This is a genomic window from uncultured Aquabacterium sp., from assembly GCF_947366995.1.
Lineage (GTDB): Bacteria > Pseudomonadota > Gammaproteobacteria > Burkholderiales > Burkholderiaceae_C > Aquabacterium.
Window position 1 is genome coordinate 1 of record NZ_CANBCC010000053.1, and the last position, 18022, is coordinate 18022.

At 68.1% G+C, this 18022-nt stretch carries 13 protein-coding genes; 2 read left to right on the forward strand and 11 right to left on the reverse strand.

Features of this window, described 5'->3' with window-relative positions; translation table 11 throughout:
* Positions 1-1649: DNA topoisomerase IV subunit B (locus Q0Z44_RS13375; protein WP_298013547.1), on the forward strand; the 1649-nt coding region annotated here is incomplete at its 5' end.
* Positions 1650-1662: 13 nt separating this feature from the next.
* Here Q0Z44_RS13375 and Q0Z44_RS13380 read toward each other — a convergent pair.
* From Q0Z44_RS13380 to Q0Z44_RS13410, 7 genes are all read right to left on the reverse strand, one after another.
* Positions 1663-3222 (reverse strand): methyl-accepting chemotaxis protein, encoded by a 1560-nt coding sequence (locus Q0Z44_RS13380; RefSeq protein ID WP_298013549.1) that lies wholly within the window; start codon positions 3220-3222, stop codon positions 1663-1665.
* Positions 3223-3357: 135 nt separating this feature from the next.
* Positions 3358-3969, reverse strand: coding sequence for a methyltransferase domain-containing protein (locus tag Q0Z44_RS13385; RefSeq protein ID WP_298013551.1), 612 nt, complete (start codon positions 3967-3969; stop codon positions 3358-3360).
* Between the two features lie 84 nt (positions 3970-4053).
* Positions 4054-5394, reverse strand: a complete 1341-nt coding sequence (locus tag Q0Z44_RS13390; protein ID WP_298013553.1) for an EAL domain-containing protein — start codon at positions 5392-5394, stop codon at positions 4054-4056.
* Between the two features lie 160 nt (positions 5395-5554).
* On the reverse strand, positions 5555-7093 hold the full coding sequence (locus tag Q0Z44_RS13395) for a cryptochrome/photolyase family protein (RefSeq protein ID WP_298013555.1): 1539 nt from the start codon (positions 7091-7093) through the stop codon (positions 5555-5557).
* Positions 7090-8475, reverse strand: coding sequence for a DASH family cryptochrome (locus tag Q0Z44_RS13400; protein ID WP_298013557.1), 1386 nt, complete (start codon positions 8473-8475; stop codon positions 7090-7092). The genes Q0Z44_RS13395 and Q0Z44_RS13400 overlap by 4 nt, the downstream gene beginning before the upstream one ends.
* Complete coding sequence (locus Q0Z44_RS13405; RefSeq protein WP_298013559.1) at positions 8472-8633, reverse strand: DUF2256 domain-containing protein; 162 nt, start codon at positions 8631-8633, stop codon at positions 8472-8474. Before Q0Z44_RS13405 ends, Q0Z44_RS13400 begins: the two co-directional genes overlap by 4 nt.
* Position 8634: 1 nt before the next feature.
* The gene (locus tag Q0Z44_RS13410) at positions 8635-10218 is read right to left on the reverse strand and encodes an FAD-binding domain-containing protein (protein ID WP_298013561.1); all 1584 of its coding nucleotides are present in this window, start codon (positions 10216-10218) and stop codon (positions 8635-8637) included.
* A gap of 162 nt (positions 10219-10380) precedes the next feature.
* Here Q0Z44_RS13410 and parC point away from each other — a divergent pair, with 162 nt between their 5' ends.
* Positions 10381-12705, forward strand: a complete 2325-nt coding sequence (gene parC, locus Q0Z44_RS13415) for a DNA topoisomerase IV subunit A (protein WP_298013563.1) — start codon at positions 10381-10383, stop codon at positions 12703-12705.
* A gap of 36 nt (positions 12706-12741) precedes the next feature.
* Here the strand turns inward: parC and Q0Z44_RS13420 are convergent, their stop codons facing one another.
* From Q0Z44_RS13420 to Q0Z44_RS13435, 4 genes are all read right to left on the reverse strand, one after another.
* Positions 12742-13737, reverse strand: coding sequence for a sodium-dependent bicarbonate transport family permease (locus tag Q0Z44_RS13420; protein WP_298013596.1), 996 nt, complete (start codon positions 13735-13737; stop codon positions 12742-12744).
* 99 nt (positions 13738-13836) lie between these two features.
* Positions 13837-15285: a bifunctional serine/threonine-protein kinase/universal stress protein gene (locus Q0Z44_RS13425; RefSeq protein WP_298013566.1), complete on the reverse strand. Its 1449-nt coding sequence runs from the start codon at positions 15283-15285 to the stop codon at positions 13837-13839.
* Entirely contained in the window at positions 15275-16018 is a 744-nt protein-coding gene (locus Q0Z44_RS13430; protein WP_298013569.1) for a metallophosphoesterase family protein, read from the reverse strand. Before Q0Z44_RS13430 ends, Q0Z44_RS13425 begins: the two co-directional genes overlap by 11 nt.
* A 127-nt stretch (positions 16019-16145) precedes the next feature.
* Entirely contained in the window at positions 16146-17756 is a 1611-nt protein-coding gene (locus Q0Z44_RS13435) for a PAS domain-containing methyl-accepting chemotaxis protein (RefSeq protein WP_298013571.1), read from the reverse strand.
* Between the last annotated feature and the right edge of the window lie 266 nt (positions 17757-18022).

The following is an 18022-nucleotide window of genomic DNA, read 5'->3' on the forward strand; positions in this document are numbered from 1 at the left end:
ACAGCTTCTCGGGCGGCCTGCACGGCGTGGGCGTGAGCGTGACCAACGCGCTGGCCACGCGCCTGCAGGTGACCGTGTGCCGCGACAAGCAGGTGGCCACGCTGGCGTTCAGCGGCGGCGACGTGATCGAGCCCGTGGCCGTGCGCCCGGCGGGCAGCGGCGATCGCAAGAACGGCACCACCGTGCGCGTGTGGCCGGATGCCAAGTACTTCGAGAGCGCCGAGCTGCCGCGCGGCGAGCTGGTGCACATGCTGCGTAGCAAGGCCGTGCTGATGCCGGGCGTGACCATCACGCTCACCATCGAGAAGGCTGGCAAGGACGCCGAGGTGCAGACCTGGCTCTACAAGGGCGGCCTGCGCGATTACCTGACCCAGACGCTCACGGCCGACCCGGTGATCCCGCTGTTCGAAGGCGAGCAGTACGCCAGTGGCAGCGAGACCGAGAACTTCGCCGAAGGCGAGGGCGCGGCCTGGTGCGTGGCCTTCACCGAGGAAGGCGCGCCCATGCGCGAGAGCTACGTCAACCTGATCCCCACAGTGGCGGGTGGCACGCACGAGGCGGGCTTGAAGGACGGCCTGTTCAACGCGGTGAAGGGCTTCATCGAGATGCACTCGCTGATGCCCAAGGGCGTGAAGCTGATGCCCGACGACGTGTTCAGCCGCGCCAGCTTCGTGCTGAGCGCCAAGGTGCTGGACCCGCAGTTCCAAGGACAGACGAAAGAGCGCCTGAACAGCCGCGATGCGCTGCGCCTGGTGACCACCTACGTGAAGCCGGCCATGGAGCTGTGGCTCAACCAGCACGTGGAATACGGCCGCAAGCTGGCCGAACTGGTGATCAAGCAGGCGCAGGCTCGCCAGCGGGCCGGCCAGAAGGTCGAGAAGAAGAAGAGCTCGGGCGTGGCCGTGCTGCCGGGCAAGCTGACCGACTGCGAAAGCCGCGACATCGCGTTCAACGAGGTGTTTCTGGTCGAGGGCGACTCGGCCGGTGGCAGCGCCAAGATGGGCCGCGACAAGGAGACGCAGGCCATCCTGCCGCTGCGCGGCAAGGTGCTCAACGCGTGGGAAGTGGAGCGCGACCGCCTGTTTGCCAACAACGAGATCCACGACATCTCGGTGGCCATCGGGGTCGACCCGCACGGGCCGAACGACGAGGTCGACCTCTCGGGGTTGCGCTACGGCAAGATCTGCATCCTGTCGGACGCAGACGTGGACGGCTCACACATTCAGGTGCTGCTGCTCACGCTTTTCTTCCGCCACTTCCCGCGGCTGATCGAGACCGGGCACATCTACATTGCGCGTCCGCCGCTGTTCCGGGTGGATGCGCCGGCGCGCGGCAAGAAGCCGGCGGCCAAGCTGTATGCGCTGGACGAGGGCGAGCTCACCGCCATCCTCGACAAGCTGCGCAAGGAAGGCTGCCGCGAAGGCGCCTGGAGCATCAGCCGCTTCAAGGGCCTGGGCGAGATGAACGCCGAACAGCTGTGGGACACCACGCTGAACCCGGACACCCGCCGCCTGCTGCCCGTGACCTATGGCGAGCCGGGCTTCGGCGACACCGAAGGGGCGTTCAACCGGCTGATGGGCAAGGGCGAGGCCGCGTCGCGCCGTGAGCTGATGGAGCTGCACGGCGACGCGGTCGAGATCGACATCTGAACGGGGTCGCCCTTCAGGCGTTGCGCAGTCGGAAGGCCGCCACCGCCTGCACCAGTTCATCGGCGCGGTGGTTCATGCTCTGCGTGGCCGCGGCCGATTCTTCCACCAGTGCAGCGTTCTGCTGGGTGGACTGGTCCATCTGATCGATGGCCTGCCCGATCTGGCCGATGCCGGCACTTTGCTCGCGGCTGGCGGTGCTGATCTCGCGGACGATCTCGTTGACCCGCGTGATGGCGCGCACGATGCCGTCCATGGTTTCGCCGGCTTCCTGGACCAGCGTCGCGCCTTGCTCGACCTGTTCCACGCTGCCCTGAATCAGCGACTTGATCTCGCGGGCCGCTTCGGCGCTGCGCTGTGCCAGGTTGCGCACCTCGCTGGCCACCACGGCAAAGCCGCGGCCCTGCTCACCCGCACGGGCGGCTTCCACGGCGGCATTGAGCGCCAGGATGTTGGTCTGGAACGCGATGCCGTCAATGACGCTGATGATGTCGGCGATCTGGCGCGAAGAAGACGAGATGCCCTGCATCGTCTGCACCACGTTGCCCACCACCGTGCCGCCTTGCACCGCGACGGAGGCGGCCTCCTCGGCCAGTTGCGTCGCCTGCTGTGCCTGCTGGGCGTTGTGGTGTACGGTCGCGCCGAGCTGGTCCATGGTGGCGGCCGTCTCCTCCAGCGCCGACGCCTGGCTTTCGGTGCGCACCGACAGGTTCTGGTTGCCCAGTGCGATCTCTCGGCTGGCGGTGGCCACGCTTTCCGCGCTGCTGCGCACGCCCGACACGACCCGCGCCAGGGCAGCCTGCATCTCGGCCAGCGCGTTCACCAGCGGCGAAAGCTCGTCTCGTGCCTCATCCCGGATCTCGCTGGCCAGGTCGCCGTCACGCACGCGTTCGGCCACGGCCTGTGCGGCGCGCACGCGCTGACGGAGCGTGCGGCCGGTCCACAGGGCAAAGCCGATGAGCCCGGCGATCAGGAGGGCGAAGGCGGCCAGCAGGGTGCGCCGGATCCCGTCTGCGGCGTTCTGGATGTCGGTGACTTCTTCCGCAAGGCTGTGGCTCTGGTACTCCACCGTGTCGGCCAGCACCTTGAGCAGCGCGTTGCGCGCCGGGATGGTGTGCTCCACCAGGAAGGCAAAGGCCTCGTCCTTGCGATCCTGCTGAATCAGGGCGATGTTGGCCTCGCCGGTCTTCCAGAAGGCTTTGACCAGGTCAGGCAGGGCAGCGTAGCGTTGCCGGCCGGTGTCGGTCAGCAGCATGCTGCGGTAGCGCTCCAGTTCCTCGTCGATGAGGCGGCGCTTGGCGCCAATGTCATCGAGCGCGGCCTGCCGCTCGGCGGGCGTGCGGGCCAGCATGGCGTGGCGCAGTTGAAGTGACACCCGCGTCACGTTCAACTCGATGTGCGCCATCCGCGTGAGCTGCGGGACGCGGTTCTTTTCGGCGCGCAGGGCGAGGTGTTCGACCTCACCGAGCTGGCGGGTGGCATAGACCGCAGTGCCCACCAGCACCAGGGTCAGGAGTACCACCACGGCCATCAGACGTCCGGCGATGCCGAACGGGGTGGAAGATGAGCGTGTCATAAGTCCGGATACCTTTATTGGATTTTTCGGTTCTTGCACTTTCGGCCGATTTGCGAGGACCTGAAGTGGGGAGAACCCTTTTTTCCGGACATCTGCCTGAGACACGCGCTGCGCATGCAGAGCGTTTGACGAGGATCAAATGCGGTTCAACGTGAGACCGAGCTCGTGCGAGAGGCTGGGATGGGGCACCCTCGTGTACGGCGGCTTGGGCCAGTGCCACCTTGTCGCGGGAAACAGCGCCCGCACGGCGTTGATGTCGCAGTGATAGGGCGGGCCTTCGATCAGCCCCTGTTCGCTCGCCTCGGGGCGCAACCGTTGCATCAGCAGCGCGTGGAGCCGGCCACCGGGCTTCAGCCACGCGTGCAGCTGCCCTGCGTACGTGACCCAGTGATCGGGGTGGAGCGCGCACAGGCAGGTCTGCTCGTACACGGCGTCATAGGCGGCATCGGGCTGGAAGGTCAGCACGTCGGCCTGGACAACCTCGGCCTGGACGCCGCGCTTGGCGCACAGTGCGCGGGTGCGAGCCACCGCCGCCTCGGTGTAGTCGATGCCGGTGACGTCAAAGCCGCGGGCCGCCAGTTCGGCCACCTCCCAGCCGTTGCCGCAGCCGGGCACGGCGATTCGGCAGGGTTGAAGGGTGCCGCTGCTGAGCCACGTGAGCAACTGGGGACTCGGACCACCGCGATCCCAGCCGGTCTGTTCGGTGTCGAAGCGTTCTTGCCAGAAGGCGCGGGTGGGGCCGTTCATTGCGCTTGCCTGCGGAAGTGGAAATACCCCGCATGGTAGCGGGCTGATCCGCTCGTGGCACGGTGGCGCGCCGGCTGCTGCCGCTCAGCCGAGCGGCGCTGGGAAGGTGGGGAGCGCGTCGACGGCGTCGGTCTCTTCGGCGTGCCGGACACCTCCTGCGCCCCAGCTCACATCACCGCACACCACGCGCCACCCGGGTTCTTCCTCACCGTGCGCGTGCGCCTGCTGAAAGGCGTAGGAGACGGTGACCGTCATGCCCTTGCCCCCCAGGGTGCGGTAGGGGCGCGTCACCTGCACACGACCCGGTGACTGGAGCGCACGCTTGAAGTACGGCCGGCGCGCCCAGCAGGCGCCGTCGGCCTGCGCCAGCGGGCTGAAGGCCGGCCCCCGCGCGGTACGCTGGTCTTCCACCCACAGGTTCGGCCCCACCTGAAAGCCGGATTCGTCCAGCACGAAGCAGACCAGTGCACCGGGCAGCGCCAGGAACGAGCGCGCGGCTTCATCGAGCGAGCGGCCCGCGCTCAGCAGCACGCCCGCATAGCCGATGGCATTCTGGAAGGGGGCGAGCAGGTTTTTCTGACGCTGCCGCTGGGCGGCGCGGAAGCGGGCCAGTTCGCCGTGCAGTGACACGATGGCGTCATGGCGCGGGCGGCGATCGAGTTCAGGATGCGGGCGCGCGAAGTAGAAGCCTTGCACCAGGTCGACATCGGAGTCCAGCGCGAGCAGGGCCTCGCGCGCCGTCTCGATGCCCTCCATCAGCACCAGTGCTTCGGCCTCGTGGAGCACCGACACCGTCTGGGCGATGACACGCAGGCGCGCCGGGTCTTCGGCCAGGGCGATGACCAGGCTGCGGTCGAGCTTGACGATGTCCGGCCGGATGCGCCAGACGCGGTCGAAGTTGGAGTGGCCCGCGCCGAAATCATCGAGTGCGATCAGCATGCCGCGGTTGCGCAGCACCTCAACGGCATGCAGAAAGGCGTCGCCGGGGGGGATGGCGCTTTCGAGCAGTTCCAGCACGATCAGAGAGGGCGAAATCTTCAATCGCTCGAGCAGCTCGCAGAGGAAGGCGAGCTGCTCGGGTTGTGCCAGCGCCATCAAGGCTTCGGGCCGGATGTTGAGGAACAGCCATTGGGCGGGCTGGGCCTGCGCCGCGAAGTTGAGCAGGTGCATGACGCGGCTGAGGGTGTCGCACCAGGCGGCCTCCGCTGCGGGAACGTCTTCGAACAGCTGCAGTGGAGAGACGGGATGGCCAGCCGCGTCCGTGGGCCGCAGCAGGGCCTCATGCCCCACGGCCCGGCTGTGAGAGAGGCTGTAGATTGGCTGGAAGGCGGTGCCAAGCGTGTGGCCTCGCAGGCTGGCCGTGTGGACGTCGCGACCGGTGGGCCGGACCGCGTCGAGGGCGGCGCGAAGACATGAGTCGGGCATGACAGAGGGGGCAGATCGTTCAGGGGATGAACGGTTTTTCCGCATTGTGTTGGACGTCGGCCGATCGGCCGAAACCATGAGGAGGCCTGTTGCCGCTGGCGTGAATTCATCACGACCTTGTGGCGTGGACGCCCTTTGTGTGCCCGGATCCCGGCGCGCGTCAGAGCCTGTCGATGTCTGCCAGCCATCGGGCGGCCTGGCCCTGGGTGGCGGTGCGCTCGTCGGGCGTCATGCGGTCGATCTGCTTGTAGACCATGCCGATGCGCGGGTTGCGCCGCAAGGTCTGTTCATGCCGCAGGTGGAAATCCCAGTAGAGCGCGTTGAAGGGGCAGGCGTTTTCGCCCAGGCGGGCCTTGCGGTCGTAGGGGCAGCCGGCGCAATGGTCGCCCATGCGGTGCAGGTAGGCGGCGCTCGACACGTAAGGCTTGGTGGCCAGCTGGCCGCCGTCTGCAAACTGGCTCATGCCCAGCGTGTTGGGCGCCTCCACCCACTCGAAGGCGTCGATGTAGACGCCCAGATACCACAGGTGCACGGCCTGAGGATCGAGCCCCGCCAGCAGCGCGAAGTTGCCGATCACCATCAGACGCTGGATGTGGTGGGCGTAGGCCTCGCGCAGCGACTGGCCGATGGCCTGCTTCATGCACGCCATCCGCGTGTCGCCGGTCCAGAACCAGGCGGGCAGCGGGCGCGTGTGGCCCAGCTGGTTGCGCTCGGTGTAGCGCGGCATGTGGGCCCAGTACACGCCGCGCACGTACTCGCGCCAGCCCAGAACCTGCCGGATGAAGCCTTCCACCGCGTGCAGGGGCGCGTGGCCGGATTGCCAGGCCGCCGCGGCCGCACCGACCACCTCGCGCGGGTTCAGCATCTTGGTGTTGAGTGCGAAGGACAGCAGCGAGTGGAAGAGGCGCCAGCCGCGGTGCGTCAGTGCGTCCTGAAAATCGCCAAAGTGGGGCAGGGCGTGCTGCACGAAGGCCGCCAGGTGCTGCAGGGCTTCTTCGCGGTTCAGCGGCCAGGCCAGCGTGCCGGCCTGCGGGTCGCCGAAGTGCTGAACGCCGGCGGCTTCGATGGTGGCCCACAGCGCACGGTGGTCGTGCGGGGTGCGCCAGTCGGTGGGCTCGGCCGGGGTGCCGGGCCACGGCTTGCGGTTGTCGTGGTCGAAGTTCCATTGGCCGCCTTCCGGCTTGCCGTCGGCTTCCAGCAGCACGTTGTGGCGTGTTCGCATCTGGCGGTAGAAGTGCTCCATCAGCCACTGCTTGCGGCCCTGGAAGATCGCACCGGCCTCGTCGCGTGCGGTGTGGAAGTGCTCGCTGTCCACCATCTCGACTCCGACGCCTTGCGCGCGCTGGCCCTCTGCCCAGGCCGCCAGCTCGGCATCCAGCCGCCATTCATCGGGGGCCTGGTACGCAACGCGCAGGGCGCCGTAATGGGCCACCAGGGCGCTCAGGTTCCCCGTGATCGACTGGCGGTTGCTCGCGTCGTTGATGGCCACGTAGCGCACGCGGTGGCCGGCTTCCTTCAGGCGGCGCGCCATGTCCCGCAGGCCGGCAAAGATGGCGAGGATCTTCTGCGCGTGGTGCCGGACGTAGTCGGTTTCGCTGCGCACCTCCATCAACACGTAGACGACATCGGGGCGCACCTCGGCCAACCAGCTGTGCTGCGGGTTGAGCTGGTCTCCGAGGATGAGGCGCAGCGTGGTCATGCGGTGCCCCACAGCCGGCGGTAGAGGCCCTGTGGGTCATGGTCCTGTGCCTGCTTGTCGAGGTTGAAGCGGCGCCCGCCGCGCGGGTCGGTGCCGCGGCCGGCCCCATACAGCCAGTTCCCCTGGTTGCTGTAGACGTCGTAGTCGACCAGCTGCGATTCGAACCACGCGGCGCCGGCACGCCAGTCGCAGCGCAGGTGGTGCACCAGGTGGCTGGCCACCACCTGCCGCATGCGGTTGGACAAAAAGCCGCTGGCCGCCAGCTCGCGCATGCCAGCGTCCACCAGGGGCTGGCCGGTGCGGCCCTCGCACCAGCGCTGGAAGGCCCGCGGATCATGTGGCGGCGGGGGGAGTTCGGTCAGGCCCCGGGCGCGGTACAACGCGCGGCCGTGCTTGAGGTGCATCAGTCGGAAATGATCGCGCCACAGCAACTCGAACCACAGCCAGTAGCTGCCGTCGCTTGCACCGTGCTCGGCCTCGAAGACGCGCAGCGCCGCCATGACCTGCGGGGCCGACAACGCACCACTGGCCAGCCAGGGCGAGAACTTGCTGGAGTGGTCCACGCCGATCAGGCCATTGCGGGTGTCCTTGTAGCTGTGCGGGAGGTTGCGGCTCATGTACTGAGCCACATGGGCCTGCGCGCCAGCCTCACCCGGGGCGCAGACGGGCAGGTGATAGGGAAAGGCCGAACGCGCCTCTGGCATCAACCCCGGGGGCGCGGGCCGTTTCAGTGGGGTATGGCACAGCGGGGGCTCGCCATCATCCTGCGGGAGCAGCGCGGCGTGGCCCTGCGCCGCGGCCACCGGGTCCCACAGTGCATCGTGCGGAGGCAGGGCAGGCAGCCGGGACGGTACGGGCAGCGGCGCCCGGGGTTGCACGCCGGCGCGCTCCACCTGTTGCCGAAAGGCGGTGAACACGTCCGGGGTGCGGTCCACGGCAAAGGGCAGGTCGGGGGGATCCAGCAGGCTCGATTGCCACACCGGCGTCCAGCGCCATCCCGCCAGGCGGGCCGTGCGCGCCAGCGTGTCGGCCTGGTCCTGCTCCTCGGGCGCGGCAATGGCCTCGGCGCTCACCTGCACGGCCTGCACCGCCCGCACCAGCCGCGGCAGCACGGACACGGCTGCGCCGCGCAACACCAGCAGGCGGCTGCCGCGTTGCTGCAGGGCCGTGTCGAGCGCGGTCAGCGTGTCGGCCAGCACGGCCATGCGGTGTGGCCCCATGCGGCGTGGCACCCAGCGCGTGGGCTGCGCCTGGGCCGGATCCCAGATATAGACCGGCAGCAGGGTGTGACCGTGTGCCTCAGCGTCCCGCACAGCGCGGGTCAAGGCCGGGTTGTCTGCCAGACGCAGGTCATGGCGGAACCAGTGGACCACCGTGCTCATGCAGCAGCCTGGCCTTGTGAGGGGCGCTGCTGTCGGCAGCGGTCGGAGCAGTACTTGACTTCGTCCCAGTCGCGCGCCCATTTGCGTCGCCAGGCGAAGGGCCGCTGGCAGGCAAGGCACAGTTTGGTGGGCAGATCGGCTTTCTTGCGCATGCGCATGTCAGAACTCCAGAGACAGCTGCGGAGGGTCGGCCGCCGGCGGTGCGGGGCTGCGGCGCGGGCCCGGTCCGCGGCCATCGCGGTTCACGCGCGAGCCATGCCGCTCGACGATCCCGGCCGTGGCGGCCTTCACTTCGGGCCGCGCACGCACGTCGTGCACCTGGGCGCGTGCTGTCCGCAAAGCGGTCTCCAGGTCCACCAGCGGCAGGGGGATGTCCGCACCCGGGTCGCTGCCCACCCGCACACCACAGCGCTGCTGCACATCCGCCGGCATGCGCCATGGCTCGAACAGCCAGGTGTCGGGCACGCGGCGGAGGGCCGGCAGCCACCGGCGCACGAAGTGCCCGTGCGGATCCTGATCACGCGCCTGCTTGATCGGGTTGTAGACCCGGGTGGTGTTGATGCCCGTGGTGCCTGCCTGCATCTGCATCTGGCTCCAGTGGATGCCGGGCTCGTAGTCAACGAACTGGCGCGCAAGCCACAGGCCCACGGGCCGCCAGTGCAGCCAGAGCGGATACGTGGCCACGGACACCAGCATGGCGCGCATGCGGAAGTTGAGCCAGCCGGTCTCGCGCAGCATCGTCACGCAGGCATCCACCAGCGGCCATCCGGTGCGGCCCGCCATCAGTGCAGCGAGGCGGGCCTCGTCGGCGCTCTCGTCGCGCAGGCCGTCGTAGCCTCGGTGCAGGTTGCGCCACTCCAACTCGGGCTCGCTCTCGAGCTTCTGAATGAAGTGGCAGTGCCAGTGGAGTCGGCTCAGGAAGGCGCTGAGGCCGGCGTGCTGCCGGGCCGCGAGCGGGTCAAGCGCGGCCACAGCATGAAGCACGTCCATGCGGGCTGCGGTTGCCTGCACCACCTCGCGCATCGACAAGCAGCCCCATGCGAGGTAGGGCGACAGGCGCGAGCAGGCGGTGGGGGCCGACAGCGGCGACGAGATGCCCCCGCGGTAGCGCCCGCAACGCGCATGAAGGAACTCGTTCAACACCGCCAGGCCCGCTTCGCGCCCGCCCTGCTGCCGATGGCGGGGCAGCCCGTCGGTCAGGCCCAGCACGGCAGGGGCGGGCAGCACGAGATCCGTCGCTGCGGCATGGCCAACGTCATGCTGCATCGGTGCCCCCAGCGTCGGGCTGGCCATGAAGCGCTGCCAGTGCCGATGCCACCCGTTCCGGTCGCGAAGGCGCCGCACGACCCCGGTCTGCGGTGTTTCGTCAAACAGCACCCCGTGCGCCGCGCACCAGTGCGCCACCGCCACATCGCGCTGGTATGTCACCGCGTTGCCTGTTTCCTCGTGGGCCCGCAGCGCCTCGAACGGGGCTTCACGCCACAGCGCGGCGAGCACGTCGGTCACCTCACCCCGGCGCACCATCAGACGGCAGCCGACCCGCTTCAGGGCCTGGTCCAGCTCGATCAGGCAGTCGCGCACGAAGGCCCACTGCCGCGCCGATGCATCGGGTTGCGACCACAGCGAAGGTTCGATCACGTAAAGGCACCGCACCCCGGCCGCGCCGTGGCGCGCAATCGCTGCATACAGCGGCGCGTGGTCGACCGTGCGGAGGTCGCGCTTGAACCAGACAAGGGCAGACATCCGTGGAGGGTAGCGAGGCCGCGGGGCTCTGCCGCGAGACTGAGTTTGGCGATCCGATGCAAACCCGCGTCAACGGGCGGTTCGACTGCGACCGGCGGGAGGCCGCCGTGCCACTACACTTCCTTCCGCCCGGACAGCCCGGGCCTGCATTGACCGACCACGATGACCCAACAGACCATCGATTTCACTGCGCCGCCCAGCGATGGCGGCGAGTCCCTGACCCTGGCCCACTACGCCGAGCGCGCCTACCTGGAGTACGCGCTGAGCGTGGTGAAGGGCCGTGCCCTGCCAGACGTGTGCGACGGCCAGAAGCCCGTGCAGCGCCGCATCCTGTATGCGATGGCGCGCATGGGCCTCACCTTCTCGGGCAACACCGGCCCCAAGCCCGTCAAGAGCGCCCGCGTGGTGGGCGACGTGCTGGGCCGCTATCACCCGCATGGCGACACGGCGGCGTACGACGCCATGGTGCGCATGGCGCAGGACTTCGCGCTGCGTTACCCGCTGATCGACGGCCAGGGAAACTTCGGCTCGCGCGACGGCGATGGCGCGGCGGCCATGCGCTACACCGAGGCCCGCCTGTCGCCGATTGCCCGCCTGCTGCTCGACGAAATCGACATGGGCACGGTGGACTTCGTGCCGAACTACGACGGCTCCACCGAAGAGCCGAAGCAGCTGCCTGCCCGTCTGCCTTTCGTGCTGCTCAACGGCGCCAGCGGCATCGCGGTGGGCCTGGCCACCGAGATCCCCAGCCACAACCTGCGCGAAGTGGCTGCGGCCACCGTGGCCCTGATCCGCAACGATCATCTGTCTGATGCCGAGCTCGCCGAGATGCTGCCCGGCCCGGATTTCCCCGGGGGCGGCCAGATCATCTCCAGCGCGCAGGACATTGCCGATGCCTACCGCACCGGCCGCGGCAGCCTCAAGGTGCGCGCCCGCTGGAAGATTGAAGACCTGGCGCGCGGCCAGTGGCAGCTCATCGTCACCGAGCTGCCGCACGGCACCAGTTCGCAGAAGGTGCTGGAAGAGATCGAGGAGCTGAGCAACCCCAAGATCAAGGCCGGCAAGAAGGCCCTGACGGCCGAGCAGCTGCAGCTCAAGACCACCGTGCTGTCGGTGCTGGATGCCGTGCGCGACGAGTCGAGCAAGGACGCCCCGGTGCGCCTGGTGTTCGAACCGAAGAGCCGCACCATCGACCAGCAAGAGCTGATCAACACGCTGCTGGCGCACACCAGCCTGGAAACTTCGGCGCCGATCAACCTCACCATGGTGGGCGCCGACGGCCGGCCGACGCAGAAGAACCTGCGGCAGATTCTGTCCGAGTGGATCGGCTTCCGCATGGAAACCGTGACCCGGCGCACGCAGCACCGCCTCGACAAGGTGCTCGACCGCATCCACATCCTCGAAGGCCGGCAGCTGGTGCTGCTCAACATCGACGAGGTGATTGCCATCATCCGTCACAGCGACGAGCCCAAGGCCGCGCTGATCGAGCGCTTCAATCTGAGCGACCGCCAGGCGGAAGACATCCTTGAGATCCGGCTGCGCCAACTGGCCCGGCTGGAGGCCATCAAGATCGAGCAGGAGCTGTCCGACCTGCGTGGCGAACAGGGCAAGCTCGAAGAGATCCTGGGCAGCAACACGGCGCTGCGCCGCACGGTGATCAAGGAAATCGAGGCCGACGCCAAGCAGTTCGGCGACGAGCGCCGCACGCTGATCCAGGCCGAAAAGCGCGCCGTGGCCGAAGTGAAGGTGATCGACGAGCCGGTGACGGTGGTGATCAGCGAGAAGGGCTGGGTGCGTGCGCGAACCGGCCATGGCCACGATCCGGCCGGCTTCGCCTTCAAGGCGGGTGACGGTCTGTACGGGACCTTCGAGTGCCGCACGGTTGATCCGCTCATCGTGCTGGGCAGCAACGGCCGCGTCTACAGCGTGCCGGTCAGCAGCCTGCCGGGCGCGCGGGGCGACGGCCAGCCCATCACCACGATGATCGAGCTCGAGTCCGGCACCCAGCCGCGCCACTACCTGGCTGGCTCACCCGAACAGACCATCTTGCTCGCCAGCAGCGCGGGCTTCGGCCTGCTCGCGAAGCTGGGCGATCTGATGACGCGCCAGAAGGGCGGCAAGGGCTTCCTCACGCTCGACGAAGGCGCCACCCTGCTGCCACCCGTGCGCGTACAGCCCGCGCACACGCAGGTGGCCTGTCTGGCACAGGGCGGCCGGATGCTGGTGTTCGGCCTGGACGAGCTCAAGCTCCAGTCCAATGGTGGCCGCGGGCTGACATTGATGGAAGTCGACACCCAGGCCGACCCGCTGATCGCGATCGCGACCGTGCACCAGGGTGTGCGCGTGATCGGCACCACGCGGGGCGGCAAGCCCAAGGAAGAGGACGTGCGCAACAGCGCCTACGTGGCACACGTCGGCAAGCGCGCCCGCAAGGGCAAGCCGGTGGACGCCTTCCAGAAGGTGCTGTCGCTGCGGGCGATCGGCTGAGCGCCTGCAGCCGGCCTGTCACGGCGGGCGTGGCGGTCAGCCCCAGAGGCGGGCCACCACCGCCGTGTACAGCGGGATGCCGGCCAGGATGTTGAACACGAAGGTCACCGCCAGCGACAGCCCCAGATAGAGGCCCGGGTTGGCCTCGGGGATCGCGTGGCGCAACACTGCAGGCACCACGATGTACGACGCACTGGCTGCCAGCACCGTCAGCAGGGTGGCGTCGCCCTGCGAGAGCCCGAGCGACCAGGCCAGCCCGATCGCGAGCGCCCCGTGCACCAGCGGGCCCAGCAGGCCGTAGGCCAGCAGACCGGCCGGCACGCCCTTGAGCAGCGGCAGCTGCCGCGCCACCAGCAAGCCCATGTCCAGCAGGAAGATGGCGAGCATGCCCTTGAACAGGCCCGAGGAGAAGGGCTCCATCATGGCCTTGCCGTGCTCGCCGGTCACCATGCCGACCACCAGACTGCCCAGCAACAGCAGCTGTGCACCGTCGGTCAGGGCCTCGTGCAGCACGGCCTTGACGCCCAGCGGCGCGCCTTCGGGGGCCGGTTGCGTGGCCGTGGGTACCGGCGCCGCGTTCCGTTGCTGGCGTCGCACCCAGCTGGCCAGGGCCACCGCCATGATGATGGCTGGTGATTCCATCAGCACCAGGGCCGCCGCCATGTGGCCGCCGTACTCGATGCCCTGGTTGGCGAGGTACTGCGTGGCGGCGATGAACGTGGTGGCCGAGACCGAGCCGTAGGTTGCCGCCACGGCCGCAGCATCGAGCTTGTTCAGCCAGCGCTTGAGCAGCACATAGCCCATCAACGGGATCACCACCGCCAGCAGCGCCGCGGCCAGCAGGCCGGTGACCACATGCGGGCCCAGGCCGCTTTGGGACAGTGAGAAACCGCCCTTGAGGCCCACCGACATCAGGAGGTAGAGCGACAGGAAGCGGCTGATGGCCGCGGGGATTTCGAGGTTGGAGCGCAGCAGCCCGGCCACCACGCCAAACACAAAGAAGAGGACCGCAGGGTCCAGCAGATTCGACAGAGCATTCATGGGGCGGATGCTAGGGCTTCCGACCAATCATGAAAACTAAATTGTTCGAATCCAAATCATCGGTCTATCCAATGTAACGCCGCGACACGCTCACACGCGGACCACCGTGACGGAACATTCGGCCTCGGCCACCACCTGCGCGCTCACGCTGCCCAGGTAGCGCCGCAGCGCAGAGTTGCCCCGCGCGCCCATCACGATGTGGTCGATCTGGTTGCGGTTGGCGAAGTCGACGATGGCGGCGGCGGTGTCCGGCGCTTCCAGCACATGAAACGTCAGGCGCTGCTCGTCCAGCTTGAGGTCTTGCTGCAGCGGGCGGGCCCAGTGCTTGATCGCCACCAGCTGCTGCACGTGCAGGCTGTTGCCCTGCTCGTCGGTCAGGGTGTCCATGCCGATGCGGTTGGTCTTCATGATGCTCACGCAGGCCAGTCGGGCGCCAGGCTCGATCTGCAGGATGCGGCGGACGGTCGACAACAACTTCTGGTCGAGCTCCGGCGTCCCCGTCTTCACGCCGATGGCCACCATGATGATCGGGCAGCGCTCCACATGGCCCACGGTCGTGGTCTCGACCTTGGGCTCATTGCCCATGGCCTTGAACCAGCGGCTCAGGGTCTTGAGCTTGCCGCTGGTGCCCAGGCGGTCTGCGCGCGGCGTCAGCGCGATCTGGTCCGGGTGCTGCAGGTCCTGGGCGATCTGTGCGGCGCTCTGATAGCGCTTGTCGGGGGCGACCTCCAGGCAGCGCAGGATGACCTCCTGCAGCCACGGCGGCAGATCCGGTTTGATGGCGCGCGGCGGCACCGGGTCGGTGTAGAGCCGCTTGCGCAGCCCGCTCACGGTGTGCGGTTGCCCGAAAGGCCGCTGGCCGGTGCTCAGGTGGTAGAGCATCACGCCCAGGGCGAACAGGTCGCTGCGCGGGTCGTTGCGCACGAATTGCACCTGCTCTGGCGAGATGTACGGCCCCGTGCCCATGGGCAGCGAGAACTCTTCTTCCAGCAGGTCGGGCAGTTGGTCGTGCCGCGACAGGCCGAAGTCCACCAGCACCACGGTGCCATCGGGCCGGAAGAGGATGTTGCTCGGCTTGATGTCGAGGTGCACCACGTGCTGCTTGTGCAGCGCATGCAGCGCCACGGCCACGCGCGCACCGATGCTGGCCACCTCGTCGGCCGGCAAGGGGGCCTCATCCAGCCGGGGGCGCAGGGACACGCCCGGAATGTGCTCCATCACGATGTAGGGCTGTCGAATGAAGTCGCCCTTCGCGATGAAGCGAGGAACGTGCGGGCCCTTCAGCATCGGCATGACCATCTGCTCGACCTCGAAGCCCACGATGGTGGCCGGATCCTCACCGCCCTTGATGCGCGGGATCTTCATGATGAGCGGGCCTTCGCCGTCGCCCGGGCCGGGCTTGCCGTCCACGCGGACCACATCCCACAGCGTGGCCATGCCGCCCATGTGCAACTTCTGCTTGAGCAGAAAGCCATCGATCACCATGCCTTCCTGCAGGCGCGGTGCGGGCGCCGTCAGGGTCGTCTCCTTACCGTCCATCGATCAGCCTTTCTGCGAGGGCCTCGGGCAGACCTGCCTCGCGCACACGGCGTGCGGCGGTCTCATGGTCGTACGGTACGCGATGGAAGGTGAGCAGGGCTGAATCCGTGTCAAAGGTGGCGTAGCACGCAGCCGGGTTGCCGTCACGTGGCTGGCCCACCGAGCCCGGGATGGCGAGCCAGCGCCGGGCGGGCGACAGGTTGATGGGCACGCCGCCGACCGGCATGAATTCGCCTGCCTTGCCGGTGGCCGACAGGTGGTACAGACAGGGCTGGTGCATGTGCCCGCAGAACACGAACTGGTGCTGGGTGGCGAACAGGCTCCGCGTGGCCTCCATGCGGCCCTGCAGGTATTCCCAGTGGGCCGGGTCGTGGACGTTCGCGTGCGCCACCAGACAGGGGCCGATCTCGGCGGTCAGCGGCAGGCTGATCACCCAGTCGCGTTGGGCCGGTGTCAGCTGGGCCTTGGTCCACGCCAGCGAGGGCATGACGTGGTCTGCCATGTGGCTGGTGGTGTGCTCGCCCAGGGCGTCGTCGTGGTTGCCCCGCACGCAGAGGGCGCCTTCGGCCTGCCGCGCACGCACGAAGTCCAGCGTCCAGCCCGGGTCGCCGCCGTAGTCCACGTAGTCTCCGAGAAACACGAGGCGGTCGAAGCCCTGCGCGAGGGCGTCGGCGTAGACGGCTTCGGTGGCCTGGCGGTTGGCGTGGAGGTCGGACAGCAGCGCGAGTTTCATGGCAGAGGGGCTAGGGCAGACTCAGACGAGTCTAGCCAGCCCAGCTCACGAAATCGCCCGGTTTGCCTTGGCGCAGCTCAGGATTAACCCCTGGCACGGCCCGCGTGCCAGCTGCGTGATCGCGCGTTCAGCTTGTGGCGGGTGCCGCCTCGTGTGCGGTTTTTGCGGCCTTGCGCAGCGCCACGGCATCGGTGTCGCCGTGGTGCTTGTCGCTGGCGTCGAGGCGGAACACCTTCACCGAGTCGGCCAGCACGCGGGCGCGCTCCGCCATTGACATGGAGGCGGCTGCGATCTGCTCCACGGCCGCCGCATTCTGCTGCGTGATGCCATCCAGCTGCGACACCGCCTGGTTGATCTGCGAGATGCCGCTGAGCTGTTCGCGCACGCCGTGGCTGATCGTGCCAACCAGCGATCCGACCTGGTCGACCGAGGTGAGCGCCTCGCGCATGGACACGCGTGCGGCTTCACTCATGTCGGCGCCGGCCTTGACCTTCTCGCCCGAATCGGTGATGAGTTGCTTGACTTCCTTGGCGGCGGTGGCGGTGCGCTGCGCCAGGGCGCGCACCTCGGCGGCCACCACGGCAAAACCCCGTCCTTGCTCGCCCGCACGGGCGGCTTCCACCGCCGCGTTGAGCGCCAGGATGTTGGTCTGGAAGGCGATGCTGTCGATGACCTGGATGATGTCGTTGATGCGCGAGGAGGATTCCTCGATCGCGTGGATCATGCGGGTGAGGTTGTCGACAGCCTGGTCACTGCGTTGCGTGATGCTGGTGGTCTGCTCGGCGAGTTGGGCCGCCTGCTGCGCGGTGTCGGCGCTCTGGCGCACGGTGCCGGTGATTTCCTCCATCGACGCCGCCGTTTCCTCCAGGCTGCTGGCCTGCGCTTCGGTGCGGCCGGATAGGTCCTGGTTGCCCGAGGCGATCTCGCGGGTGGCGATCAACATCTGGTCGACCTCGGTGCGCGCGTCGCTCACGATGGCGCGCAGGTTGACCTGCAGCTGGTTGAGCGCGCGGGTGAACTGGCCGACGATGTCCCGCCGGTCGGAATGGATGGGCACGGTGAGGTCGCCGGCTGCCATGCGGTTTGCAAAGCGCAGCAGATCGCGGAATGGCGCGACGGCCAGCCGGCTGAAGACGACGCGACCGAGCAGGCCGATGCCCACCATGAACACCGCGGCCAGCAGCCATTTGGCGTTGCCGAGCCCCTCCAACCCGTGCTCGACCAGCATGCCCAGGCCGAAGCCCAGCGCGGTCATCAGGACGGAGGCCACGGTCAGTTCGCCGGCCAGATCCATGTAGGTGAGGTCGGACACCTTGCCGCGCCAGCCCAGACGCACCACGCGCCCGTTGTGCAGCCCGACCGTGCGGGCGCCCGATTCGGCTTCGGCGCGCATCTGGGCGTACAGCCGCGTGGCGCCGTCGATCTCGGTGGCCTCCGGCTCGGTGCGCACGGACATGAAGCCCACGGGCTCGCTGCCCTGCATCAGGGGCGTGACGTTGGCGCGGACCCAGTAATGCCGGCCATCCTTGCGGCGGTTCTTCACCAAGCCTGACCATGGCCGGCCGGCCTGGATGGCGGACCACATGTCCCGGAAGGCTTCCTCTGGCATGTCCGGATGCCGGATCATGTTGTGCGGTTGTCCCAGCAACTCGTCCCGCGTGTAGCCGCTCACGTGGACGAAGGCCGGATTGCAGTAAGTGATGCGGCCCTTCAGGTCGGTCGTGGAGACCAGCGACATGCCCCGAGGGTAGGGAAAGGGCTCATCGACGACGGGCAAGTTCACGCGCATGGTGTTCAGCAGTCAAGGTTCGTACTTGACAGGAAGACACAGCCCGTCCTGTCTACGGATCCCCTGTTGGCATTGGGGATGAGAGGAATGTAGAGGGGTATTCGGCATGACAAGCCGAAATTTGAGGGGAAACTGCCAGCGAAATCACGCGATGTCCGGTTGCCTGTGATCGGTTTGCTAGCATCTCGTCCGTGAACCGGACTTCCGGTTGAAAC